At 40.8% G+C, this 26,318-nt stretch carries 22 protein-coding genes and 3 pseudogenes; 10 read left to right on the top strand and 15 right to left on the bottom strand.

Annotated elements, in window-relative coordinates:
- Nucleotides 1-8: 8 nt before the first annotated feature.
- A complete protein-coding gene (locus tag D1970_RS09625) occupies nucleotides 9-344 on the bottom strand; it encodes an alpha-helical endospore appendage domain-containing protein (RefSeq protein WP_119112635.1) in 336 nt (111 codons plus the stop codon).
- A gap of 150 nt (nucleotides 345-494) precedes the next feature.
- Here D1970_RS09625 and D1970_RS09620 point away from each other — a divergent pair, with 150 nt between their 5' ends.
- Together D1970_RS09620 and D1970_RS09615 are read left to right on the top strand one after the other, a co-directional pair.
- Nucleotides 495-908 (top strand): CoA-binding protein, encoded by a 414-nt coding sequence (locus D1970_RS09620; RefSeq protein ID WP_119112634.1) that lies wholly within the window; start codon nucleotides 495-497, stop codon nucleotides 906-908.
- A gap of 66 nt (nucleotides 909-974) precedes the next feature.
- Nucleotides 975-2,114, top strand: a complete 1,140-nt coding sequence (locus D1970_RS09615) for a glycerate kinase (protein ID WP_119112633.1) — start codon at nucleotides 975-977, stop codon at nucleotides 2,112-2,114.
- 6 nt (nucleotides 2,115-2,120) lie between these two features.
- Here the strand turns inward: D1970_RS09615 and D1970_RS09610 are convergent, their stop codons facing one another.
- Complete coding sequence (locus tag D1970_RS09610) at nucleotides 2,121-3,524, bottom strand: S8 family peptidase (protein ID WP_259339625.1); 1,404 nt, start codon at nucleotides 3,522-3,524, stop codon at nucleotides 2,121-2,123.
- 381 nt (nucleotides 3,525-3,905) lie between these two features.
- Here D1970_RS09610 and parE point away from each other — a divergent pair, with 381 nt between their 5' ends.
- The 6 genes from parE to D1970_RS09575 all read left to right on the top strand — a co-directional run bounded on the left by parE (nucleotide 3,906) and on the right by D1970_RS09575 (nucleotide 12,048).
- Nucleotides 3,906-5,882: a DNA topoisomerase IV subunit B gene (gene parE, locus D1970_RS09600; RefSeq protein WP_310648617.1), complete on the top strand. Its 1,977-nt coding sequence runs from the start codon at nucleotides 3,906-3,908 to the stop codon at nucleotides 5,880-5,882.
- Nucleotides 5,879-8,320 carry a DNA topoisomerase IV subunit A gene (gene parC, locus D1970_RS09595; RefSeq protein WP_119112630.1) on the top strand — a complete coding sequence of 814 codons (2,442 nt, stop codon included), beginning with the start codon at nucleotides 5,879-5,881 and terminating at the stop codon, nucleotides 8,318-8,320. Before parE ends, parC begins: the two co-directional genes overlap by 4 nt.
- A gap of 238 nt (nucleotides 8,321-8,558) precedes the next feature.
- Entirely contained in the window at nucleotides 8,559-10,001 is a 1,443-nt protein-coding gene (locus D1970_RS09590) for an alanine/glycine:cation symporter family protein (RefSeq protein ID WP_119112629.1), read from the top strand.
- A gap of 92 nt (nucleotides 10,002-10,093) precedes the next feature.
- A complete protein-coding gene (locus tag D1970_RS09585) occupies nucleotides 10,094-10,894 on the top strand; it encodes a YybI family spore inner coat protein (protein ID WP_119112628.1) in 801 nt (266 codons plus the stop codon).
- 79 nt (nucleotides 10,895-10,973) lie between these two features.
- A complete protein-coding gene (locus D1970_RS09580; protein ID WP_119112627.1) occupies nucleotides 10,974-11,465 on the top strand; it encodes a staygreen family protein in 492 nt (163 codons plus the stop codon).
- A 124-nt stretch (nucleotides 11,466-11,589) separates the two neighbouring features.
- Complete coding sequence (locus D1970_RS09575) at nucleotides 11,590-12,048, top strand: hypothetical protein (protein ID WP_142921010.1); 459 nt, start codon at nucleotides 11,590-11,592, stop codon at nucleotides 12,046-12,048.
- 435 nt (nucleotides 12,049-12,483) lie between these two features.
- Here D1970_RS09575 and D1970_RS22925 read toward each other — a convergent pair.
- The 4 genes and pseudogenes from D1970_RS22925 to D1970_RS09560 all read right to left on the bottom strand — a co-directional run.
- Nucleotides 12,484-13,089, bottom strand: a pseudogene (locus tag D1970_RS22925) (tyrosine-type recombinase/integrase); the annotation flags it as partial.
- Nucleotides 13,090-13,098: 9 nt separating this feature from the next.
- Nucleotides 13,099-13,329: pseudogene (locus D1970_RS23590) on the bottom strand (four-helix bundle copper-binding protein); the annotation flags it as partial.
- A 218-nt stretch (nucleotides 13,330-13,547) separates the two neighbouring features.
- A complete protein-coding gene (locus tag D1970_RS09565; protein WP_119112625.1) occupies nucleotides 13,548-14,000 on the bottom strand; it encodes a CBO0543 family protein in 453 nt (150 codons plus the stop codon).
- On the bottom strand, nucleotides 13,927-15,069 hold the full coding sequence (locus D1970_RS09560) for a DUF2515 family protein (RefSeq protein ID WP_119112624.1): 1,143 nt from the start codon (nucleotides 15,067-15,069) through the stop codon (nucleotides 13,927-13,929). Before D1970_RS09560 ends, D1970_RS09565 begins: the two co-directional genes overlap by 74 nt.
- A gap of 68 nt (nucleotides 15,070-15,137) precedes the next feature.
- Between D1970_RS09560 and D1970_RS09555 the strand changes: the two genes are divergently transcribed.
- Together D1970_RS09555 and D1970_RS22915 are read left to right on the top strand one after the other, a co-directional pair.
- Nucleotides 15,138-17,015 carry a terpene cyclase/mutase family protein gene (locus D1970_RS09555; protein WP_119112623.1) on the top strand — a complete coding sequence of 626 codons (1,878 nt, stop codon included), beginning with the start codon at nucleotides 15,138-15,140 and terminating at the stop codon, nucleotides 17,013-17,015.
- 156 nt (nucleotides 17,016-17,171) lie between these two features.
- Nucleotides 17,172-17,306 (top strand): hypothetical protein, encoded by a 135-nt coding sequence (locus D1970_RS22915; RefSeq protein WP_259339621.1) that lies wholly within the window; start codon nucleotides 17,172-17,174, stop codon nucleotides 17,304-17,306.
- A gap of 91 nt (nucleotides 17,307-17,397) precedes the next feature.
- On the opposite strand, the gene D1970_RS09550 is transcribed toward D1970_RS22915, so the two are convergent.
- From D1970_RS09550 to D1970_RS09505, 9 genes and pseudogenes are all read right to left on the bottom strand, one after another.
- The gene (locus D1970_RS09550; RefSeq protein WP_119112622.1) at nucleotides 17,398-17,874 is read right to left on the bottom strand and encodes a (2Fe-2S)-binding protein; all 477 of its coding nucleotides are present in this window, start codon (nucleotides 17,872-17,874) and stop codon (nucleotides 17,398-17,400) included.
- Complete coding sequence (locus tag D1970_RS09545) at nucleotides 17,864-18,709, bottom strand: FAD binding domain-containing protein (protein WP_119112621.1); 846 nt, start codon at nucleotides 18,707-18,709, stop codon at nucleotides 17,864-17,866. The genes D1970_RS09550 and D1970_RS09545 overlap by 11 nt, the downstream gene beginning before the upstream one ends.
- Nucleotides 18,696-21,026: a xanthine dehydrogenase family protein molybdopterin-binding subunit gene (locus tag D1970_RS09540; protein WP_119112760.1), complete on the bottom strand. Its 2,331-nt coding sequence runs from the start codon at nucleotides 21,024-21,026 to the stop codon at nucleotides 18,696-18,698. The genes D1970_RS09545 and D1970_RS09540 overlap by 14 nt, the downstream gene beginning before the upstream one ends.
- A gap of 13 nt (nucleotides 21,027-21,039) precedes the next feature.
- Complete coding sequence (locus D1970_RS09535; RefSeq protein WP_119112620.1) at nucleotides 21,040-21,654, bottom strand: NTP transferase domain-containing protein; 615 nt, start codon at nucleotides 21,652-21,654, stop codon at nucleotides 21,040-21,042.
- Complete coding sequence (locus D1970_RS09530; RefSeq protein ID WP_119112619.1) at nucleotides 21,651-22,691, bottom strand: XdhC family protein; 1,041 nt, start codon at nucleotides 22,689-22,691, stop codon at nucleotides 21,651-21,653. Before D1970_RS09530 ends, D1970_RS09535 begins: the two co-directional genes overlap by 4 nt.
- A 115-nt stretch (nucleotides 22,692-22,806) precedes the next feature.
- Nucleotides 22,807-23,017, bottom strand: a pseudogene (locus D1970_RS22910) (FUSC family protein); the annotation flags it as partial.
- A 168-nt stretch (nucleotides 23,018-23,185) separates the two neighbouring features.
- Nucleotides 23,186-23,407 (bottom strand): transposase, encoded by a 222-nt coding sequence (locus D1970_RS09520; protein WP_119112618.1) that lies wholly within the window; start codon nucleotides 23,405-23,407, stop codon nucleotides 23,186-23,188.
- A 176-nt stretch (nucleotides 23,408-23,583) separates the two neighbouring features.
- The gene (locus D1970_RS09515) at nucleotides 23,584-24,801 is read right to left on the bottom strand and encodes an MFS transporter (protein WP_119112617.1); all 1,218 of its coding nucleotides are present in this window, start codon (nucleotides 24,799-24,801) and stop codon (nucleotides 23,584-23,586) included.
- Nucleotides 24,802-25,252: 451 nt separating this feature from the next.
- On the bottom strand, nucleotides 25,253-25,915 hold the full coding sequence (locus D1970_RS09505; RefSeq protein WP_219915614.1) for an ArsR/SmtB family transcription factor: 663 nt from the start codon (nucleotides 25,913-25,915) through the stop codon (nucleotides 25,253-25,255).
- Nucleotides 25,916-26,318: the final 403 nt, after the last annotated feature.

The following is a 26,318-nucleotide window of genomic DNA, read 5'->3' as shown; positions in this document are numbered from 1 at the left end:
AAATTAAGTTAACAGTCGCAACCAAAGTCCTTCTTGCATTGATCAGAATGATGAAAAGGAATCAGTTTCGTAACATTTTCAAACTTCCTCAGAAGGAGCCATTCTTTCATTACAATTGTTTCAAGGAACTGTACAACTTCTTTATTGAACATGATGATCTCACAAGTAGAAGGTTTTGTAGGAAAATCCAGGCATTCACCGACAAAAGCCTGGATTTTTTCAGCCTCTGCATTCAGCAAATGGGATAAAGCTATTTCCTCCAACGCGATCGACTCCATGAGATCCACAACGACCTCTACCTGGCTAGGTCGGTCGGGCTGCGGCGGGATAGTAGGCATACTCATCTTTTTATTTCATCCTCTCTCACATGACTTCGTTTATATCCTATGTGTCGAAGAATCAGATGGTTATAATAGGCGAGCTAATTAATTTTCTTTCACCACGTCCAGCAGTTACAATTAACATAGAACAAATTTTGAAGGGATGTGTTAAGGATGACAATTATCAATCCATCACGGGAAGAAATCGGGCAAATGCTCAAAAAAGCTAAAAGGATTGCGGTTATAGGTTTGAGCGATAACCCCGACAGGACTTCATACATGGTTTCCGAGGCTATGCAGAAAGCTGGTTATGAAATTATTCCGGTTAATCCGAAGGCTGATGAAATTCTTGGAGTAAAGGCGGTCGCATCTTTAAAGGATATTGAGGGGCATATCGATATCGTCAATGTATTCCGAAGGTCCGAATACCTTCCTGAAATTGCGCGGGAATTTGCAGAAATAGACGCAGACATCTTCTGGGCACAGCTGGGTGTAGAAAATGAGGAAGCCTATAAATTCCTTAAGGAAAAGGGATACCCGGTGATCATGGACCGCTGCATCAAGGTTGAGCATGCGTTGACAAAATAGCGGGATCCCTTGTAAGGACCATTTATCCTTTATTTATACAGTTTTTCTGAAAGGGAGAAGTATACGATGAGGATCGTCATTGCCCCAGATTCCTTCAAAGAAAGTCTCACTGCTTATGAAGCAGCTTGCAGCATAGAGAAGGGCTTCCGGCAAGTATTTCCGGAAGCCGAATACATAAAAATGCCGATGGCTGATGGTGGAGAAGGAACTGTCAAGGCAATGATTCATGCAATAGGCGGCGAAATCATCCAAACTACAGTCACTGGGCCTCTGGGAACCAAAACAGAGGCCTTTTTCGGTCTCATTGGCTCACGAAAGACAGCAGTTATTGAAATGGCTTCTGCCTCTGGCCTCCACCTTGTTCCGCCAAAGGACAGGAATCCTCTCTTTACTACAACAAAAGGAACTGGTGAATTGATTTTGTCTGCTTTGGATCAAGGAGCGGAGCATATCATCCTTGGTATAGGAGGAAGCGCCACAAATGATGGCGGGGCAGGGATGGCACAAGCTCTCGGCATAAGGCTGCTTGACAAAAACGGAAACGACATTCCGGATGGTGGTGGCGGACTATCACATCTGGCACTGATTGATATAAGCAATCTTGACCCTCGCACAGCAACGGTGAAAATTGAAGTCGCCTGTGATGTAAACAACCCTCTTACCGGGCCGAAGGGAGCTTCAGCCGTATTTGGGCCGCAAAAAGGGGCCGACGATGAAATGGTTAAGCACTTGGACAAAAACTTGTCCCATTTCGCCATGATAATTGAAAAGACAACCGGCAAATCTATTGCCGATGTTCCAGGTTCTGGGGCTGCAGGAGGTCTTGGAGCAGGACTCCTTGCATTCCTGCCTGCTAAATTAAAAAGCGGAATTTCTATTATGATGGAAGCGACAAATCTTGAAGAGAAAATCATGGAAGCTGACCTAGTCATTACTGGCGAAGGTAAGGTTGACAGCCAGTCGCTAAGCGGTAAAACACCGGTCGGAGTAGCAGCAGCAGCAAAAAAACATGGCGTTCCCGTTATTCTTTTAGCAGGTGAAGCCACAGAAGGCAGCAGCGAATTGTACTGCTCTGGCGTAAATGCAATTTTCAGTATCATGCCTGGCGTAGTTACCAGGGAAGCTGCCTTAGCTAATGCTTCACGCTATCTAGAAAGAGTATCAGAGAATATCGCACAGGTCATAAAGATTGGGAAGCAATGGTAGGTACCCTCATTTTCTTTGGAAAAGGTCAAGCTTTTCCCGAATCCTGTCCCTTGGTTGTTTTACTTTTGATGCATTTTGAAGTGACTGTCTTATGTCAATCATCCCATAGCCAAAATCAGAATCTTTCCCTCTTACTCCAAGATCTATGGCTGAGGTTTGGATAATTCTCATTATATCACTGTTCGATAGCTCGGGATTGGCTGAAAGGATCAATCCGGCAAGTGCTGCTACATGGGGGGCAGCCATCGATGTACCTGACAGCGCCGCATATTGCTGTTTGTAATAAGTACTGGGAATATACACTCCAGGTGCCGCAATATCAATATAATCGCCATGATTAGAAAAGTCGGCCCTGTTTCCGTTATAATGGACAGCCGATACTCCCATGACTTCCGGATATGCTGCCGGGAAGGAAGTCTGGCTGGAATTATCATTCCCAGCAGCTGCAACCATCACCACATGGTGAGCGTACGCATACCGCACCGCTTTTTTCAAAACCTTTGACGGCTGATAATTGCCAAGGCTAAGATTGATGACATCTGCACCATGATCAACAGCCCAAATAATTCCCTTTGCAATGTCAAAAGTAGAGCCGTAGCCGTCTTTTCCCATTGCTTTTACCGGCATGATTTTATTGTACCAGGTCAAACCCGCAATGCCTTCCCGATTGTTCGTTTCTGAAGCGATGATACCCGCAACATGGGTTCCATGCCCGTTGTCGTCCGCTGGCGGCTGGTCTGTATGGAGGACATTGTAGCCATCTACTAAACGCTTCTTTAAATCAGGATGTGCAATGTCTACTCCTGTGTCAACAATAGCAATCGTGACTTTATTGCTTCCGCGTGAGATGGCCCAACCTTCCTCCGCCCCAACGGCAGGCAGATTCCATTGATATTTTTCTGTATAAAGGACATCGTTCGGCAATTGAACATCGTTTTGCATCAGGATATAATGAGGCTCAGCAAATTCTATGTTTGGCTTATCTGAGAAAAAACGCAGCAAATCTTCTGTTTGACGAGTCGGGGAGTTAAAAATAACGGTTGAATTAAAACTTTTAACCGCACTGCCGCCAATCTGTTCACAGAATTGTTGAAGTTCCTGCTGTGAAGGCTCCTGGGTAAAATCGACCGCTACTTCATGATCATAATAATGGCTTTTATCTAATCTGTTATGGTGGACAAGCTTGACTTCCTCATGGTTGTTTAAAAGGCTTTTGATATGTTCACCCATTTTAATATTGTTGACTTTAGCCATGCGGGGCTGGGCATCTTTGGCACCCGATTGTTGCGTTTTCTCGCCGCGCGTAAAGACATGGGCATTTCCACGATCCTCCACGCTTTTATTAAACTCCGGCCAGACAGCCAGGAAGACAAGCATGCAGACAAAGAGCAGAATTCCTGTTATTTTCACAAAGTCACCTCCAGTATTATTTATAGCTTGCAATATGGAGGCGAAATTAAAGGCGGAAATCAATGGAACAAGCGGTAAATTGGCATATTATATCAATTTTGCATTGTTCTCTTATTTGCCCTTATTTGGTCCAAAATATTACAAATTATTGATGAATCCTCAAATTCAATTTGCTAAATCAGGATAAATCGCTACAATAAAGCATAGACCATGTCTGGAAATATGGTAAAATATATATAAGAACATTCGTTCCCTTGTCGGTTTTTTCCTCATTTTGCGGGAGGGAATGGATCCTTTTAGGATGAATACTTAAAAGAAGCATTGACAACATACTAAAATTAAAAGTCAATGTGCTGTTGTTAGTATGAAAGGGGTATGTATGTGGCAGTAAAGCAGTCTTATGAATACAATGATGATGCCATCCAAGTACTTGAAGGCCTTGAGGCTGTAAGAAAAAGGCCGGGCATGTATATCGGGAGCACAGACAGCCGCGGACTTCACCATCTGGTTTATGAAATTGTCGATAACTCCGTTGATGAAGCGCTCGCAGGTTTCGGAAACACCATCATTGTTAAAATACACAAAGATAATTCAGTCTCCGTACAGGACAAAGGGCGTGGAATGCCGACTGGAATGCATAAGCTTGGAAAACCGACTCCTGAAGTCATCCTGACAATTCTTCACGCAGGCGGAAAGTTTGGCCAGGGCGGTTACAAGACGAGCGGAGGACTCCATGGCGTAGGTGCATCTGTTGTCAACGCACTGTCTGAATGGCTTGTTGTTACCATCAAACGTGACGGATCCATATATGAACAGAGATTTGAAAAGGGAGGAATCCCTGTTACCACACTGGAGAAGAAAGGGAACACAAACCAGACAGGTACAACCATTCATTTCAAGCCAGACCATACAATTTTTTCGTCGCTGACTTATAACTATGATACGTTGTGCGAACGCCTCCGGGAATCTGCATTCCTTCTGAAAGGCCTGAAAATTGAGCTGATCGATGAACGCAATGATGTTAAAGAGACGTTCCATTATGAAACTGGAATCCAGGCTTTTGTAGAATATCTAAATGAGGAAAAAGATACACTTCATCCAGTTGTGAGCATTGAAGGCGAAAGTGCGAGCATCGAAGTGGAATTTTCATTCCAGTTCAATGATGGGTATTCGGAAAATGTCCTGTCTTTTGTCAATAATGTTCGTACTAAAGACGGCGGAACCCACGAAGCAGGATCAAAAACCGCCATGACTAGGGCCTTTAATGAATATGCGCGCAAAGTGGGGCTATTGAAAGAAAAAGATAAAAACCTTGATGGTGCAGATATTCGTGAAGGTCTTTCAGCCATTATTTCAGTCCGAATTCCCGAACAGCTGCTCCAGTTTGAAGGACAAACGAAAGGAAAGCTGGGGACGAGCGAGGCAAGATCCGCAGTGGATTCCGTGGTTTCCGAGCACTTAGCCTATTTCCTTGAAGAAAATCCTGAATTCAGCTCACTGCTGATCAAAAAAGCCATTAAAGCCTACCAGGCCAGGGACGCTGCGAGAAGGGCGAGAGACGACGCCAGAAGCGGGAAGAAAAAAAAGCGTTCTGATGCTATGCTTTCAGGAAAGCTTACTCCGGCACAATCAAAGAATTCGGCGAAAAACGAGCTTTACCTTGTAGAGGGAGACTCCGCCGGCGGCTCTGCAAAACAAGGTCGCGACAGGAAGTTCCAGGCTGTTCTGCCTTTGAGGGGAAAAGTCATCAATACTGAAAAGGCAAAGCTGCAGGATATTTTTAAAAACGAAGAAATCAATACAATTATTCATGCCATCGGGGCAGGGGTAGGCACCGACTTCACAGTGGAAGACATCAATTATGATAAAGTCGTCATCATGACAGATGCTGATACTGATGGAGCTCACATCCAGGTTCTTCTCCTGACTTTCTTTTACAGATACATGAAGCCTCTGATTGAGGAAGGCAAAATCTTCATTGCCCTGCCGCCTTTGTATAAGGTCAGCAAGGGGACTGGAAAAAAAGAAGTCATTGAGTACGCCTGGAGTGATGATGAACTTCAAGGCGCCATCAAAAAAATCGGCAAGGGCTATATGATTCAGCGTTATAAGGGTTTAGGAGAGATGAATGCGGATCAGCTGTGGGAAACCACCATGAATCCAGAAACCCGGACGCTTATCCGTGTCATGATTGATGATGCTGCACGCGCAGAACGCCGCGTTACGACCCTTATGGGGGATAAAGTAGAGCCTCGGCGCAAATGGATAGAAGCCAATGTCGCTTTTGGACTCGAAGAAGACGGAAATATTCTTGAAAATGAAAATATTATGGTTGCAGAGGAGGTTTCTGAGGGATGAGTTCAACAGAGATATACCGGGACCTCCCGCTTGAAGACGTCCTCGGCGATAGGTTTGGACGTTACAGTAAATATATTATCCAGGAACGCGCGCTTCCCGATGCAAGGGACGGATTAAAGCCTGTTCAGCGCCGTATCCTATACGCCATGCATGCAGATGGCAATACACAGGAACGAAATTTCAGGAAGTCAGCCAAAACAGTCGGTAATGTTATCGGTAACTTCCATCCGCATGGAGATTCATCTGTCTATGAAGCAATGGTGCGGATGAGCCAGGACTGGAAAGTGCGAAACCTGCTTGTTGAAATGCACGGAAATAACGGAAGCATCGATGGAGATCCGCCAGCTGCCATGCGTTATACGGAAGCAAGGCTATCAGCGATCGCATCGGAGCTCCTCAGGGACATTGACAAAAAAACGGTAGAGTTCATTCCAAACTTTGATGATACATCACAAGAACCGACCGTACTTCCATCCATGTTCCCGAATCTGCTTGTCAACGGTTCAACAGGAATTTCCGCAGGTTATGCGACGGATATACCGCCGCACTCTCTTGCCGAAGTCATCGATGGAGTCATTATGAGGCTTGACCAGCCGGATTGCACGGTTGATCAGCTGATGACGTGCATCAAAGGGCCAGACTTTCCAACAGGCGGGATTATCCAGGGAATTGACGGCATTAAGAAGGCCTATGAGACAGGAAAAGGAAAAATTATCATTCGCTGCAAAGCCGACATTGAGTCAGTTAGGGGCGGCCGTCAGCAAATTGTGGTGACAGAAATTCCTTATGAAATCAATAAAGCAAACCTTGTTAAGCGGATTGATGAACTTCGCCTTGACAGGAAGGTTGAAGGCATTTCAGAAGTCAGGGACGAAACCGACCGGACCGGGCTCAGGATTGTCATTGAATTAAAAAAGGAAGCTGATGCAGAAGGCGTACTGCATTTCCTTTATAAGAACACCGATTTGCAGGTGACATATAACTTTAATATGGTCGCCATCCATAAGAAGCGGCCAACGCTTATGGGCCTTGCCAGTCTAATTGATGCTTATATCGCCCACCAAAAAGACGTGGTAACAAAACGTTCCGAATTTGATTTGCAAAAAGCGAGGGAACGCCAGCATATTGTCGAAGGTTTGATCAAAGCATTATCCATACTGGATGAAGTGATTGCCACTATTCGCGCATCAAAAGACAAGCGCGACGCTAAAGAAAACCTCGTTAAAGCCTTCAGCTTCACAGAAGCCCAAGCAGAGGCAATTGTTTCCTTGCAGCTTTATCGCCTCACCAACACTGATGTCACGGCATTGCGTGCTGAATCGGAAGTGCTTGCAAAGAAGATTGAAGAGTTAACTTCCATACTTGGAAGCGAGAAAAAGCTCTTTTTTGTCATAAAAAAAGAGCTGAAAGAAGTTAAAAAGAAATTTGCAGATGGACGCAGGACAAAGATTGAAGCAGAGATCGAGGAAATAAAAATCAATCTTGAAGTGCTGGTTGCCAGCGAAGATGTTATTGTATCCGTCACGAGAGACGGATACATCAAGCGGACGAGTCAGCGTTCCTTCGCTGCTTCAAATGGACAGGATCTGGCAATGAAGGATTCTGACAGGCTTCTATCCAAATTGGATATGAACACTAAAGACGTCCTGCTATTGTTCACAAACAAAGGCAGTTTTCTCTACCTGCCAGTCCACGAGCTCCCGGATATCCGCTGGAAAGACCTTGGGCAGCACATTGGTAATATCGTGCCGATTGACCGGGATGAAGAAATTATCAAGGCGATCCACATTAAGGACTTTGAACAGCAAGCGTACCTGCTTTTCGTTACTAAAAACGGAATGGCAAAGAAGACAGAATTAAAGATGTACAAAGCCCAGCGCTATTCAAAAGCACTTACAGCCATCAACCTGAAAGGCGACGATACAGTGGTCGATGTCCATCTTACCGATGGGACCAAAGATCTTTTCCTTTCCACCCATCTTGGCTACGGTTTATGGTTTAGCGAAGATGAAGTAGCACCCGTAGGGACAAGAGCTGCAGGTGTTAAAGGTATTAACCTTAAGGACGGTGACTATGTCATCGGCGGAAAGGTGATTGATGGTCCTTCCTCGGCAGCAGTGATTGCGACACAGCGCGGCGCTCTCAAGAAAATGAAGCTTTCAGAGTTCGAACGGAGCTCGAGAGCCAAACGCGGCGTCATCATGCTTCGCGAATTAAAGGCAAACCCACATCGAGTTTGCGGTTTTGAAATGGCAAGCCCCGAAGATACTATTCACCTGAAAACGGCAAAAGGTCAGATTCATTCATTGAAAGTATCGGAGCTTCGCTTCGGTGACCGATATTCAAACGGTTCCTTTGTGTTTGATGAGGCAGAAAGCGGAAAATTGGGTGAACTTTGGAAGGAAACGCCAGTGGAAAAACCAGCGGTGCAAAAATAGTTTTTAATAGTAATCAGCTCTAATGTGTTAAAAAATTATACTAAACCCCTGTACGGTTGATGTACCGGGGTTTTCTTTTGTATTTCAAAGGGTAAAATGTATTGTTTCTTTCATGCATAACAGCCGGTAATTCAAAAGGAGTGAAATTTCTCATATTGTGAAAAGAAAGATAATTTGTTATATTTAACGTTATACTGAAATATTTTTGCGGATATTTTTACTTCGAAGGAGATTTTTAATGGAAAATTTTTTAAATGGTATTAATTTTGCTGTCACCGAATTGAACGACTTTTTATGGGTGAAGGTCCTTATTACTGTCCTAATAACGCTCGGCGTTTATTTCTCGTTTAAAACGAGGTTCGTCCAGTTCCGCTATTTTTTGGAGATGTTCCGGATTCTCGGGGACAAATCCGCTATATCGGCAGAAGGTAAGCGGGGAATTTCTTCATTTCAGGCTTTTTGTATCAGTGCAGCTTCAAGGGTTGGTACAGGAAACCTGGCAGGTGTAGCCACCGCAATTTCAGCAGGCGGACCTGGAGCAGTTTTCTGGATGTGGCTGATTGCATTTATTGGCGCAGCTTCTAGTTTCATCGAAAGCACGCTTGCTCAAATTTATAAAGTAAAAGATAAAGATGGATACCGTGGGGGACCCGCTTATTATATGGAACGCGGCTTGAATAAACGCTGGATGGGCATCCTGTTCGCGGTTATCATTACTTTCTGTTTTGGACTTGTATTCAATTCTGTCCAGTCCAATACAATCTCCCTTGCATTCCATGACGCGTTTGGAATTGACCGTTTCTGGATCGGAATGGTATTGGCAGTACTTACTGCGGCTATCATTTTCGGTGGTGTTAACCGGATTGCCCACGTCTCACAGGTCATCGTGCCAATTATGGCTGTCCTATACCTAATCCTCGCCCTCTATATCGTTATCATCAACATTACGGAAGTACCTTCCATGCTTAAATTGATTATCGAAGACGCATTCGGCGTTAGACAAGCCGTTGGCGGCGGAATGGGTGCAGCTGTTCTAATGGGAGTCAAGCGGGGCTTGTTCTCTAACGAAGCCGGTATGGGAAGTGCTCCAAATGCCGCTGCAACAGCAGCCGTTTCTCACCCAGCGAAACAAGGGCTTATCCAGACGCTCGGCGTATTTGTTGATACCATCCTGATTTGTTCCGCTACAGCTTTTATTATCATCCTGTCAGGAGCATACGAAAATCCTAAACTTGACGGTATCCAGCTCACACAAGTTGCATTGACAGAGCATGTAGGATCCTGGGCACCTGAGTTTATCGGAGCCGCTATTTTCTTGTTTGCATTTTCTTCTATCATCGGGAATTACTATTATGGTGAAACCAATATTGAATTTATCAAGAATAGCAGGCTAGCCATTTTCATTTACCGGCTTGCAGTGATCGGCATGGTTATTTTCGGTTCCCTTGTTGACCTGAAGATTGTTTGGAACCTGGCCGACCTCTTTATGGGAATCATGGCGTTAATCAACCTTGCAGCGATAGCGATGCTCGCAAAGATTGCGTTAGCTGCTTTGAAGGATTACCGAAACCAGAGAAGAGAAGGAAAAGACCCTGTATTTTATTCTGATTCGATTCCTGGTCTGACGGGAATTGAGTCATGGGAAGCGAAAGGTGACGACAAAAAAGAAACAATGCTTTAATATGAAAAACCCTCTGAAATCCAGAGGGTTTTTTACATTTTTCTTCCACTAACGGGCATGCTATGAGCAAACAGATTTGAGGAGGAGTAATTGTGAGGAAAAGCCTTCTGTTTGCGATATCTTCCATTGTGCTGCTATCCCTGTTTGCTATATCCAGTGTTAACGCAGTCAGTGCATTGGAGGAACCGAAAATTTTTGTTAAGAAAAAAGCGGATGTGACGGGTGATAATAAGAAAGATACGATACTTTTGAAAGGCGTTTCATTTGAAGAAAACTCAGCTTATTTGAAAGCCGTCCTATTAGAAACAATAACTTCTCATGGACAGAAGCTAACAATCAAACTTCCTGGCGGGTACGACCCTGAGCTTACATTGAAAGACTTGAACCATGATGGTATCAAAGATATGTTCGTAGGAATCCCGACAGGCGGAAGCGGGGGTTTATCAAACTACTTCCTGTATACAATGAAATACGGGGTTGCAAGTAATCTGACTGTACCGGATCCATTACAGGTTACAAGTCAATTTGAGGATGGATATAAGGCATCCATCACTCTAGACCAGACAGGCAAGACATATACTTTTGACTTGTCGAGCCGAAAAGCGGATTATGAGCGGCTGGGACTTTACCAGGACGGAAAACTGAATGAACCGACGGAGCTAATGGTACAGCCTTATGGATTACTAGAGCCCGTAAAGCTTGAGAGCGGAGAATATGGTTTGAAAGGTATACAACGGGTCAGCGGTGCCTATCAGGCAGACGCAATAGCCTCTGTAGTATCTCATTGGGTTTATAAGGATGGAAAATGGGTGCTTTCGAAAACATACGTTAAGAAAACCGGAACTCAAAAAGAAAGAAAAGGCATTTTCCATTGGAGATCAAAAGAGAAATAGGCCCCTGTCACGAAAGGACCTTCTTGAACATAGGCTAATGTAAGAAAAGAGCTTTTTTCAAGAAAGGAGTTCTTTAGACATGAACAAGTTCAATCCTGATAAACTGCATGTCCAATATATGCCTCCCGCTTCTCAATTTGCGCCAATTGAAGGAAGAAAATATACATTGACTCATTCAGATAAAACAGGGGAGATTTTCCTGTCCATTGGAGCGAGATACAATACGGGGAGCATTGATTATGATTTGCGTGATGAAGTGCTTGGAGAATGGACAACAAGAAACGGGGAATATCTCCTACTTTGCAAGGTATATATCAGCGGTGGGGAGTTTGATGAAAAGATATCCAAGGTTCGTTACATGATTTTTAAGCGGGAGCTCAGCTTGGCGCTGACAGGAATGGTTTATGGTGACCAATCATTTTTCACCAACCATCCTTGGCTTTTGGATTGTCCTATTCTCGTCCAATTTGAGTCTAGTTACCCAGAGTATAATGATATTATTTACTACGGGACACCAAGGCAATATTTAACCATGGCAGCGCAGCAGCAGAGATCAATTATTCAGGCGTAGCCTGGATTTTTTTTATGGAAAAAGTTGTTTTTGAACAAGCGCTGAACTTTCTGAAAATAATGGTTAAATTTCTGAATTCGAGGTAAAATATAAGTGTAAGATAGCTAGTAAACTGGAGGCGAATATGATGAACCAGTCCTTTTTGCTTACGCCAGGAGTGCTTGGAAATGTCATCGGCCTCAATGCGAGTATGGGTGAAATCTTGGGATGGAGCATCATTGCATTTGCTGTAGCAGCAGGATTGCTGTTTCCGCTGAGAAAGTGGGGGCGTCCTGTATTGCGGAGGATTGTCGGCAAAACGAAGGCAGCAAAGGCGTACAGAAACAGCCAGAAAATTCATATCCCATTCGGCATCCTAGCCGTTGTTGCAGCTGTCAGCCACGGAACAATCATGTATATCATTGAAGGGGAACTGACAGGCAGGGAGTGGGTGGGTCTTACAGGCGTAATCGCAATCCTCCTTGCAATAGTGCTGGGAGCTAAAATCAGCCAAAAACGGGATAAAACAAAAAAACAAGTCCATATGGCAATTTTTACAACAGCAGCCGTCCTAATCGTCACACATATCGGAATGACACCATGACAGCAAAACATAATGACAATCAACATCTGTGGAAATAAAAGTAAATAATAACTTTATATAAAGGTATTATGTAAAGTTATAAAAACAAGACCATGGAAATGCTGAACTTAATTTCAAAATGAAACAGAGATAATACACTTTAAAAATAGACGAAACTCCAAAACAAGGACGTATGATCAAGGACTACTAATCATTTGTCCTTGTTTTTTTGCTAAAAAACGATTCTTAGACCGTAATTATAAACCAGAGCAGTTTGATTAAAAAAATCAATCTCGTCTCACTATTTTGAGTATACTTAACAATTGAGACACGAAACAACAAACTACATAGAACTTCCTAGAATTTATATTATGTAAACTAGAGAAATGATGTTTATTTTTAACCCTTACCTCTAATTGCTGATGTCCGTTGAAGAGAATCTACCTACATTAGTAATCATTGTTCTTTTGGCATATTAAGTTTATTAATTGCATTTTTTAGATCCTCGTTTTTTAAATGCGTGTATATCATTGTTGTTTCAATTGAGGAATGGCCAAGTTGTCTTCTTAACTTGGGTACATCGTTAATTTCAGCATGATACCTTGTAGCGAATGAATGTCTTAATTTGTGTACTGATAAGGATGGTTTTCCAAATGAAATTGCGTATTTTTCAATTAGTTTTTCGATAGCTTTTGCTGACAGTCTTCTTGTGGTTCCTTCAGGTCCCATAGAAGCAGCAACAAAAACCGCTTTATTTTCTTTAGGGATTTTGTATTTATTACCCCTATTATTCAGATATGCTTTAAAATCAGTCATTGCTTGCTCGCTAAAGTACACATACTGTTCTTTGTTACCTTTTCTGATTACTCTTACACTGTTTTTTTAAATCGATATCCTCTAAATTTGACCATACTAGTTCAGATAACTTAAACCTGATCCCAGGAATAAAGATACAATAGCAGTATCACGTTCCTTATTCATTTCGTGAAATGTAGTGATGCGTTTATTTGCTTTATTTATTTCCCCATAGTCCTTTGCAACAAATAGTCTAAAGTTTTCATATAATTGCTCGCAATGACCCGCACATGCATCACAAATATCAGCACAAAGTTTGCAATGCTGATTGGAAAACTGGCTGTTTCGTGCCATTAGAGCCACTTCTTCAAAACAAATCTCTGCACAGTCATTCAACATTTGGATACACATTATTCTCGCCTGGACATCCGGTTCTTGTAAACATGCTGTTAAACACTCCTCACATGCCCTAGCGCACTTTACACATTCCTCAATACAGTTATCCATAGTTGTTGGCGAAGTAGAAAATACACCAACTATTAAAACCTCCTAATTTTTTTACAGGGTTATTATCCACTTTTTGAATCTTATTATTCACTATTAAACGTAAAGAATAATACACCTTTAATTCTACCCGTAAAAAAAGCTTATATGGTTCTTCTATGGATATCCACCTTAGAGAACTCCTGTACCGGGTAATTTCTTCAAATGACTAACGCTTGATTTTATAATCGTTTTTCGTTAATCCATTGATGAAATCTAAAGACAACTAGTAAAAATAGACAATATCCTATCAAGGTATACAAATGGTTCCACTGTTTAGAATGAACAAAAAAGCCTAATTCCTCTGCCTTTTTTTCGAGAGCAGCCATTCCTAAACCAATGAATACAATGAATAACACCCTCTTCCATTTACTCCGCATTTGCATTAGCTTTATAATGACCACCATAAGGGTTGGAAGCCCAACCAATGTAAATAATATATTAATAGAAAAAACAGCCGGGAATGGCCTATTCGGGAAGAAATAAAGTTGCTTCCCAATAAATAAAAGGTCTAAATAGGTTCCTAATAAAGAAGATAATACCATTGCTGGAATATAGCTTTTAATCCCATATAAAAATTGCCTTTTTCGCAAGGGCTGCAAGTTCAAGTCTTTCAAGTGTTTTACAGTATTCACTTAGTATCCCCCCATCGAGTGCTTCATTTTTTTCTATAAAGTAATCCAATACTTGAAAGTCTTCAAACCATTCCCCCTCCTCCGATTCAAAATGTTTTACATTTTTCCATACACTTTCGAGGTTAGGGCTATAAATTTTTCTTGCTCCAGGTCTTAATCTACAGGATTTCAAACGAATTTCGTACTTCTTCCCTGGTAATCCTTCATGGACATTGTTAAAAATATGTGGCCAATAATCTTTTCTAGATCCAGTATGAGGGTGACTCTTTGCCCACTGTTCTGCGCTTTTTAAAACATCTTTGTTAAAAAGAACTGCATACAGTCTCTTTCCTAATAAAATTCGTTCATGTGCTGATTGGAACTGATTAAGAGTTTGTCCCGCTACATTTAAAGTTCCATTATCAAGATAGGGAAAAAGAATGTGATTAAAGGACAATACATCCTGCAGTTTAAATTCCAGCGTATTAAAGACCTGGCTTATATAGACTGGATTTTTAACGACCCTTTTTTCTAAATGATTTTGTTCATTAATAATAAGGGCAATCGTAAGAAGAGATTTATTTTGATTTCTCCAAAAATAGCTCCAAACGGTTTCCATGAAGATAGAAATATTGAAAAAACGAAAAAGTGAAAACAACGGTTTGTTTCTTTTAAAGCTCTCTTGGTATAGTAAAAACTGTGGATAGGCATCTTCAAAGATAAGCCAATTTCCCCGTTCCAGAAAGGAAAAAAAGGAGCTTTTTTCCTTTCTGGATAATAAATTGGATAGGAGTTCACCTTTTAAATCGGTCATGTTCCAACCCCCATTTCGGGACACCATATGTCCTAAGAAAGCCCAATGGACTTCAGGGTGAAGTTGGTAGAAATCCAGGTACGCTTTTGTTCTAGTAACATTATTTTTATTCCATTCCTTTGTTTTTAGCTTAATTTGGCGTATGATCATCTCTTCTTCTTTAGTTAAGCTCTTATCAATAGTTATTTTTTTTCTTCTCTTTAATTCTTCCTTTATAACTTCAATAGGAGTTTTTTCTGATTTCCTTCTGAAAAAAATACGCCATCCCTCCTTCATGAATTCTCCTCCTATACTGTGAATATGTATAAATGATGGACTTTTACTGGGGAAAGGAATGAGAATATTTGACGATTAATACTTATCAAGGCATTAAATGGATAATCGAAATACTTAAAAAAGATCAATCTCCCAATGGTTCATGGAACTATCCATTTGAAACAGGAATTTCAACAGATGCTTACATGATCATTTTATTACGGACATTGGAAATAAATGATGAAGATTTAATTCGAGGGCTTGCATCAAGAATCATCAACAAACAAGAAAAAAATGGAGCTTGGAAGTTATTTTATGATGAAAAAGATGGTAACTTAACGACTACTTTGGAAGCATACTACGGGCTTTTGTACTCAGGGTATTTTAAGAAAGAAGATCCACGGCTGAAAGCTGCAAAAAGCTTTATTATTGCACATGGCGGGATGGAAAAGGTAAATGTATTTACAAAAATCATGCTTGCATTAACAGGACAGTATAAATGGCCTGCTTTTTTCCCAATACCAATCGAGGTTATTCTTTTCCCCCTTTCATTCCCTATAAATTTTTACCAATTTTCCGTTTTTGGAAGAGTAAACCTAGCCCCTATTCTAATTTTGGCAGATAAAAAATTTAGGATAAAGACGAAACAGTGTCCGAATTTATCGGATTTATTTTTAAAAAGAACTGGAGAAGAAGAATGGGAAATTAATGCTGAGTGGCGATCGGTATTTTCATCTATGGAAGTATGCGTAAAAAGTTTAATTGGCTTACCGGCTCAGCTTCATTCCTTCGCGATTGATCGAGTAAAAAAATATATGCTGGAGCGCATTGAATCAGATGGGACATTTTACAGTTATTACAGTTCAACATTCTTAATGATATTTGCATTACTATCACTTGGATATTCAAAAAATGATCCGCTTATCATTAATGCTATAAATGGCTTGAAATCCATGAAAACTGAAATAAACGGGTTGCCCCATATGCAATATACAACTGCCAATGTATGGAATACTTCGTTAATTAACTCTGCTCTGCAGCTTGCAGAAGTTCCTCCTGATGATCCCGTTGTTAAAAAAGCAAACCGGTACTTACTAGAGCGCCAACATCATAAATTCGGTGATTGGGTGATTCATAATACAGATAGTTTACCAGGTGGATGGGGGTTTTCTGATGTAAACACATTCAATCCGGATGTAGATGACTCAACAGCATCACTAAGGTCAATTGCCAGGGGGATTCTAATCAATCCACAAAACCATATGGCATGGGATCGGGGTATAAATTGGCTATTCTCCATGCAAAATGATGACGGTGGTTGGGCTTCTTTTGAAAAAAATGTCAAGAATAAATGGCTCGGGTTACTCCCAATTGAAAAAGGCAAGTCTATGTTCGCCGACCCTTCATCAGCTGATTTAACTGGAAGAACCCTTGAATTTTTCGGCAACTATACAAATTTGCCAAGAAATCATCTTTCAGTAAAAAAAGCGGTAAAATGGCTGCTAAGATATCAAGAAACGGATGGGTCATGGTACGGAAGATGGGGAATTTGTTATTTATATGGAACCTGGTCCGCAGTCACAGGTCTTATTTCTGTTGGATTATCAACAAACCATAAAACCATACAACATGCAGTAACTTGGTTAAAAAGCATTCAGAATAGGGACGGCGGCTGGGGAGAATCCTGTTTAAGCGATATTCAAAATAAATACGTTCCACTGGGTATAAGTACCTTGACGGACACCTCCTGGGCACTTGATGCATTGATTGCAGTTGAAGAAAGTCCAACCAAAGAAATTCAAAGAGGAATCACGTATTTACTTGAATCGCTGCAAAAAGAAGATTGGACTACAGATTATCCTAAGGGGCAAGCAATGGCAGGCGGATTTTATGTTCACTATCACAGCTACCGCTATATCTTTCCATTGCAGGCCTTGTCCCATTATCATCGAAAGTATGTTAAATGACATATATCGACGGGCTAGTATCGCCCGTCGATATTATTTAATGATCTACCTTATAAAATGTAATTTTGTTGGATGTAAATGGTGCTACTTGAAAGGGAGACTATAAGAAACGCAGAGGGCCTTCTGTAACCAAAAAATTATTAGAGGTTAATATTCATGGGTACAGTAAAATCAATCATTAATAACGTAGATGCTACTCAAGGAAATACAAAAGAAGTAAGAGAAATACTTCAGCTTATTGTTTTACTTGCCAATCTAGGAGATGATAGTTTATGCAGGGGTATAAGGTAAAGCCATTCGTGATTCACCACGTAAATGCCAGAAAAGGTTCTCGTAGAGTTTTACGAACATTAAGTTTACTATAAGCCTTAAAGAGACTACATTAATGTTTCCCTTCGGCTGTGTTTAGAACAGATTTAACAGCCTCTTCAATTTCTTTATACCCTGTACATCTGCAAATATTGGACTCCAGCCAATCTTTTATTTTCTCATCACTAGCATTCGGTTCTATATTAACTAAAGCATGGCAATTCATTAGGAAACCCGATGTACAATAACCACATTGAAAAGCAAATTTTTCAATAAAGGCTTTTTGAATCGGAGTATTTACGAGTCCTTCAATTGTAGTGATTTGCTTGCCTTCTCCTTCGACTGCAAGCATTAAACATGATTTCATCGGTGTTCCATCTACTAATACAGTACAGGCACCACAATCACCATTCAAACATCCGGGCTTTGAACCTGTAAGTCCCAACCGTACACGCAAGATATACAACAGTGTGTCAGCCGGTCTTACAGTTACCGTTTTTTCCTCAGAGTTCACAAGAAATAAAAGACTCAATATAGGATCACTTGACATTCCGTTCACCCTCTAACTCTTCGATGGCATCCATCATCGTATTTTTCAGCACAAATAAGCGATACCCTGAAGAACCCTCCACATCATTGAGAACAGGTCCAGGCAAGGAAAGTAAAGATTTCTCAACTCTATCTTCTAATGACAGCGCCCTATCATTCAGCACCTTCTCCATCTCCTCCGATCGAAACGGAAAAGGACTTACCCCACTGAATGCCATTCTGATTTCATCATTATTTTTGATAGCTGCTACGGTGACAAGCGGATAGCCAATGTCCCACTGTTTCCTCCTTTTAATGCTTACATATGGCAGTTTAATATACTTATTTTCTATGAGAATGGAAAAAATAAATTCTCCCTCTCTTAACTGTATTTCTTTATTAAATATATCTTGTAAAGGCAGGTGAAAAATACCCTCTGCTCCGGCTATCCCCAATAAGCATTCTGTTATCAGTAAAGGCAAAATTGCTTCACGGTAAAAAATTTGGCCACATATATTACCGGCGATAGTAATTTTGTTCCGAGCTGTTCTGTCTGCAATTTCTTTTACTGTTTTACTTAGCAATGGGAAAGCATTCACTTCCTCAATAGTCGTTAAAGTTGCCCCTCCGCCTATGACTAAATAGTCTTTATGGAAGAAAGTAGAAGAATACTCCTGAATTCTTTTTAAATCAATGACAGCGTCTGTATAGACTTGATTTAACCGGCCTAATGTAATCAATTCGGTTCCGCCAGAAATATAAATAGTCTTTTTATTTTCCTTCCTAAAACTATAGAATTGCCTGAATGCATCCTGAATGGTTTGTGGCTTGTAATACTCGAAATTAAACGGCAGCATTTTTACCCCCACCACTCATGCGCCATATTTGCTCTGGTATAAGCGGTAAATGGTTCAATTGAACACCAAGGGCAGCAGACAAACAGTTCCCTAAAGCTGCAGGCATGCCAAGCAATCCATGCTCACCAACACCTCTGGCTCCATATGGGGCAGCAAGATGAGGGGTTTCAACAAAGTCTATTATATATTCAGGGTGTTCTCCGTATCGGAGTGGCCGATATGTTCTAAGCTGTGGATTTAACACCCTGCCAAATTCATCAAACACAAATTCTTCCCTTCCCCCGAAGGCAATTCCCATACTCATCGCCCCCATCACTTGACCTAAGGCCGCTTTTTCATTTACTACTTTTCCAATATCAATAACTGAGTAGGCTTTAAGAATTTTATAAGTATAATCTCTTGTATCTAATTCAACTTCAATTCCCTGGGCAGCGACAGTCCATTCAGGTCCTGGATTGCCTTTCCCCGTTTCTGGGTCTAAATACGTCAGACGTGTTAACGTATAGGTTCCGCTTGCAATGATTTGCCCTCCGATCGTATGACCATTCGGGAATTTGTAACCGTATGCCAAATCTTTTATATCAACATTAATTTGCGGGCTATCCACAAAATACACCTTTCCATAACCAACCTCGAGGTCCTTAACTGGAACCCTCAAAATACAGGCTGCTCGATCCTTTAACTGTCTGATCGCATCATCCGCAGCCTTTAGTACAGCCCTTCCCGCCATAAAGGTTCCCCGGCTTCCCACCGTCTTCCAATGTTCAGGTGTAGTCTGTGTGTCGACAAGCATCTTAACATGGATATTATTGATGTCCATTTTCATCCGTTCAGCTAAAATTTGAGCCAGCACTGTTTTGGTCCCTGTTCCGATCTCAACCACTCCGGACATTAGATTGATGCTTCCATCAGAGTTAAAAGTAAGGATCACACCGGAGCTTGCATCCGTATCAAAGGTTGATGTTTTCCAAACACAGCAAGCGCCTTTTGCTCTAATTTTCCGGTCATCCATTGCAATGATCTGTCCCTCATCCCAGTTCATCAATACCTTTAAACGTTTAATGCATTGATGCAGGTTTCCAACCTTACTAGAATTTAACAAAACCTGGGTAGGTGTGGTATTTCCGGGGCGAATTGCATTTTTATAACGAAGTTCAAGTGGGTCCATTGATAATTTTTCAGCCAGCACATCCATCGTTCGCTCAAATGCAAATAATACTTCAGAGTGACTATAACCTCTATATGCACCGGCATATGGGTGATTGGTATATATGCAAAAAGAGTTGCACCATATGTTATCAATTTGGTATGGTCCTGTGCAATCGACCGCTCCTGCACGGCTTATATCCACTGCTTTATCAGAATAAGCCCCGCCATCAAATAAAAACTGGATTTCTGCAAACTTTAGCATTCCATCCTTAGTTGCGCCTAGCTTGACGGTAGCATCAAGTCCTATATGAACAGAAGAGGTGATGATATCCTCTTCTCTTGTATTGACCAATTTAACTGGTTTGCCTCCCACTGCTTTTGATGCTAAATATGCAATAATCTCTAACTGGACAGAAGCCTTTCCCCCATATGCACCGCCAACAAATGGTGTATTGACAATGACTTTTCCAGGCTCAATGCCAAAATACCATTTCATAATTTTTTTTATAGCAAAAGGAGCCTGGGTAGATGCTGTAAAAATAATTGTTCCGTCCGGACGGATTTCAGCTATCGTTCCTCGTGTTTCCATTGCTGCGTGATCGGAGGGATGAAAGGACACGCTAAACTCCGCAACTACATCACTTTCCATAAAACCTTTCTCAATGTTACCTTTTCTGATTTTATTTAGATTTGCAATATTAGTATTGGGATTGGGATACACCCCCTCCTGTTTTTCATAGCTTTCCAGATTTTCATGGATAAGGGGGGCATCTTTTTGTAAGCCATCACGTGGGGAATTGACAACTGGAAGAGGCTCATACGAAACTTTGATTGCATCTACTCCCCTTTTAGCGATCATCGGGGTTTCTGCAACTACCACTGCCACAGGTTCGCCATGGTATCTCACTCTTTTGTAGGCAATCGGGGATCTGTCTTTAATTTCTTCCCCTACTAACGGATAGGGTTCATTACCCAATATCGCTTTTACGCCTGGAATTTTCCATGCTTCTGAAAAATCCATCGAAACGATATTCGCATGCGCTAACGGGCTTATCATCATTTTAGCGTGCAACGTTCCCATTTCTTGGTAGTCATTTGTATATTTTGCTTCCCCAGTTACTTTTTCAAATGCATCTTTTCGAATGACACTCTTCCCAATATAGCCCAACTTAATCACCCCTTTAATCATTAAGTTGCTCTTTGCTTTGCAGGTAAGAATAATCCTCTTGAGTATCCACGTCGAAAAAAATCAAAGCCTTTTGAGAGTCAATGATTTTCCCTTTATTAAAAAGCTCTCCACGGATTACATACCGTGCACCCTGATCTCCCGTTAATTGGTGCAGATACGGGAAACATGCAGGAGAAAACAATATAGGTGGCATAGGAATCTGCCCATTTCCTGCAGCAATATAATAATAGTCGGGGTCCTGTTGATAGGATTCTATTAAAGTATTGATTACCTCTGTTGTTACAAAAGGCTGATCCGCAAGAAGTATCATGGCAGCATCAGCATTGGATTCAACAGCTCTCTTTAAGCCGCATTGTATGGAGGATCCTTGCCCTTCAGTTGCATGCTCACACTCCATAAGACTCCACTTGCTTGAGAAACTAATACGCTGAAGCCAATCCAGGGAGTCATCCTTTCTTGTTATAACTACAATATGCTCAAGTTTAGATAACAACGCCTCTTTTAGTACGACAGATCCTAAAGGTACCTGATTAAAAGGCAGGTACCTCTTATCAATCCCCATCCGTTTGCTTTCACCGGCTGCCAGATAAATTCCTATAACTCTCATAAGTTAGTCTTTCTGTTGCTACGAATTTTTCCGATCATCTCACCAACAATACTAACAGCAATTTCCTCAGGTCCTATTGCCCCAATAGAAAGCCCGGCTGGTGAATAAATATGATCAGGAACACGGGCATTTCTTAATAATCGTTCCGTACGTTTTTTCGGACCTAATACTCCTAAATAAAATAAGGTTTTGTCTTGTAATTGAGAGAGGATATAACGGTCTTTTTGAAATTGGTGGGTCATGATAACCACAAAATCCTTTTTTGTAAAGATTAGCTTTTTCATCATTTCTTCTGTTGGTCCAACAAAAAGCTCCTTGGCTTCCGGAAAATTTCTGTTATGGCATAAAGCAGGACGCCAATCAATCATGGAAACGTTAAAACCAGTACGGGCTGCCAATGAAGCCAGCGGTCTAGCATCTTCCCCTGCACCAAACACATACAAATACGGTTTCGGTACCATTTGATTGATGAAAAATAAGTCAGAAGTGTGCTCCTTCAATTTCATTCCTTTTTCTGACTTGTACGGATTACCTCCTTTTACGGGCACATCAAAGTACTCAATATTAAAAAAATCACAGCTTCCAAATTTCGTACCATCTTCCACAACATAAACATCCTCTTTTGGTTCTAACTTTTTCGTGAACCGTTTTATTCTCGTGACTGTCTTCCTTGCATCCAGTCTTTTCTTGAGTGAAATAAGGTTTCGCCGTAGTTCCTCTTTTACTGGCTCCAATAAAACCGTGATAACCCCATTGCAGCCAGCACCCTGCCCCCATGACAAATCATCTTCATCATTCAGGTCATATTCAACTGTACATGATTGGCCTGCAGCCCAAACCTGTTTTGCTCGTTCGTTAAGGTCCACTTCAAGACATCCTGCTGTTAATGTTCCAATTCTCAAACCATCTTCCATTATCAACATAGAGGAACCCTCCTTCTTATAGGCGGACCCCTCCACTTTTATTATCGTGGCCAGCACCATTGTGCTTTTTTCTGAACTTGCTATTATCTCTAATATTCGATAAAGATCATCCACGTATTTCCCCCACTTTTACGTGTCAATATGCATCTTTATAAGTATATTCCCTACCAGGAATATTTATTTTAATTCTTTTAACAATTTCTTTGTTTCGATGTGGCAAGCCCCCAAATATTAAACCTACCACAGTTCCCACAATACTGTGAATGGAAAATAAGAGCGATTGATTGATTATTCGTCGACTGCAAACACAAAAAAACGGAAAGAGGTGCTAAATATGGATGTTCAGAGCCCACTAATTTTGCCACTTTCCAGGAAATGGCCGATACAATAGCCATCTTCCAAATCAAAACCGTTTTATTCTCCAACTTTTTCATGTTCATATTAATCGGTCTCTCATCGGTTTTTTCTTTATTTTAATGTCATCCTAAGCTATTTATACTGTTGCAGTTAGGATTCATATAAAAAGAAGTTATCATTCAAAGGTGATATCTTTGAATGATAACTTCTTAAAAAGGGATGAATTACCTGTGTATTCCCCTATGGCTTATTTAAACCTCTTGTTTTAAACGTAAATTTTCTTTCTGAATCTCTGATATATCAGCCGGTGTCATTTGGTTCGAACCTTCAATTGGAGAATGCAGCTTAATCTTTTTATAGATGGTTACTTCAGAAACACCATATTTGTAGGAAAGTTGGTTGACGGGTGTACCAGAACGATTGAGATTGACAATTGTTTCTTTGAATTCTTGATTGTAGCGTTTTTGTTTCATATGGACACGTCCTCTCTTATTTTCTAGGAAAAGGACTTAACTTAAATGTGTCCATACATCTATACTCGCTCCAATTTCTATTTTGGCATTGCATTATCAAATACATGAAGTCTTTTAAAAATTATAAAAGTACACTAACCCTTTTAGGTTAAAATGCACCTCTACAATCAGTGTTTTTATGTTTCCTTTAACCGTTTCATTGAAAGAACACCTGCTGTAAATGGAAGTAAAGCTACTAATCCAATTGCCCAATTAACACCTAAAATGTCTGCGATGATTCCCGCAATTAGAGCGCCAAATGCATAGCCGCTATCACGCCAGAAACGATATACTCCCATTGAGGAAGCTCTCCATTCTGGTGCGGCTACGTCACTGATTGCCGCCTGTAAGGTTGGATATACCATAGCTGTTCCAAGGCCCAACATAAGAGCACCTAAAATCCATAAGGAATATTGGTTTGCTGCAATTATGAACCACAATGCAGCAGCTTGTGTCCACATGCCATAAGTAATCAGCACCTTCCTACCAACCTTGTCGCTTAAAGGTCCTGTAAACAACTGAAAAATGCCCCAGGCAGCCGGATATATCGCCACAATAGTACCGATTTGCCCAACAGTTAATCCAGCAGTAGCGAAGAACATTGGGAACAGACCCCAGGCCATCCCATCCTTCAGATTCGTCGACAAACCTGCAAAACTGATAGTTGATAAGTTTTTGTCCTTCCATGTTGTCAGAGCAAATACTTCATTTGAGGACCAGGTTATTCCTGTACCACTTGTTACACTATTCTTGATTTGGAGCTCTAAATGTTTTCCTGTATCCTTGACAATCAACGATAGTAAAATCCCTATGATAACAATACCTATCCCAATATAGAAAGGTTCTGGTTTTAATGAATAAGATGAGGCAACATATCCCGAAACGGCAGCCATTATTGCTACACCTGAATAGCCTGCAAATTCATTTAATCCAACCGCAGTGCCACGCTGATTTGGCTTTGAAATATCGATTTTCATATTTACGGTCATTGACCAAGCTAACCCCTGGTTAATTCCGAGCAAAATATTTGCAACGATTATGACCCACCAGGCATAAGCAAAAATGATAAGAATTGGTACTAAAAGACCAACAGTCCAGCCTAAAAGCAACACTTTTTTACGTCCGAGCCGATCTGCAATTTGACCAGCGAAATAGTTTACAATTGCTTTTGAAAACCCAAAACTGATGATGAACGATAGCGCAGCACTTGCAGAAGCTAATCCAAACTGTTCTTCCCCTAGCAATGGTAAGACGGTGCGCTCGATCCCGACCATTGAACCAACAAACAGGTTTGTCACGACCAACAGAATGAATTGAACGATGTTTTCTTTTATTCCGATCTTAGGTTGTATCATTTTAACCTCCATAGAGAAAGCCCGAATAATATTCAGGCTTTTGGATATTACTTTCCTTGATTCGTTTTTCTCATTTCCTTGAAGTTTTCTGGCTGTAGTGGAACATTTTTAGGCATAAACTTAACAAATTCAGTCCTCCTAAGGGGCAAAGATTAAAGCGCTTTTTGAAATCAATTGTTGATGATGGCTTTCCGCTCAATCCTCTGCCATAAACAGAACCAGAAAATGTTTTTTTCGCTAGCTTTCTAGCTCCGTATATATATTTGCATGTAAGTGTGTATCAAAGACATAAACAATATTCATCACGAGTGTTCCGTTTCTTTGATGTAGAAATCAACCTCTTCTAACGGGTCAACACCACTCCTTGTGAAATGTTACACAACCAAACAAATATGAAATTGCAGTAGGATTCATATGAAAATATTAACGAGATAGCATTTCTCCGCCTATATTAGTGCTGAATTTGTTTCCACTCATTTATTCCTGCTTCAAGCAGGGTAGCTCGAAATCCTCTAGACTTTAGTATCTCTACTGCTTCAGTAGCATAAACACAAAATGGTCCACGGCAGTATGCCACAATTTCTTTATCTTTTGGCAATAAGTCCATGTTATCTTCAAGTTCCGTAATCGGAACTGATAAGGCCTGAGGCAAATGATGATGATTGAATTCTTCAATTGGTCTAACATCCAGCAAAGTAACAGCATCCTTTTTCAATTTTTCAATTAACTCATCAAACGAAATGGTATTTAGTGCGTTTTTTCTTAGAATGTAATCTTCTCTAACAAGTTTTAAATCTGAAATTCGATCCTCTGCAGTTCCTCTTAATGCCAATACAAACATAAACACTTGTTCACTTGCCAAACGATAGATCACATAGTTTTTGTCCTTTGAATTTGTTACGAGCCTTGCATCAAGCAATGTTTGTAGATGCTTTGAGGTATTGGCTATGCTCATTTTCGTATCCGCAGCCATAGTTTCAACCGTTTTAGGACCTTGAGTCAACAGGTCTAGAAGTTCAATTCTTTTTGGACTAGAGATCGCTTTTCCAATTCGAGCAAATTCACCATAAATGAAATCCTTAAATTCCCGAGCTTCTATATAAATCCCCTCCATCCCCACTAAACTATTCAATCGATTAGTTGAATAATAACATTGCGGATTATTTTTTGTAAACTCCTATGCCTCAAAATAAATAAAACCATGCAAGAGTTTAACCTTTTTGCATGGTAATATATTAAAATCTTTTTCTTTAACCAGTTGTTCAATTTCGTTCCTGGTTGTATACCTTCCAAGGCTAAATCTGATTGCCCTATTCCAACCCGCTCAGGTATACCCATTTCCTTTACGAAAGGTGACTAAAACTTATGGAGCATTTTTTCTGTACTATAAGAGAAAGAAATTGCTTATTGGTATATAAAAGCAAAACACTCGCCAAAGTAGTGACATAAAAACCTGTACCACCAATTATTTGAATTTGCAACGGACGGCCCAGATTTTTGGGAGATGAACCTTACGA

Origin of the sequence: Mesobacillus zeae (assembly GCF_003570705.1) — a bacterium.
Classification (GTDB): Bacteria; Bacillota; Bacilli; order Bacillales; family Cytobacillaceae; genus Mesobacillus_C; species Mesobacillus_C zeae.
Note: the sequence above shows the minus strand (reverse complement) of the source record. Positions and strands in the feature narration are given on the sequence as shown.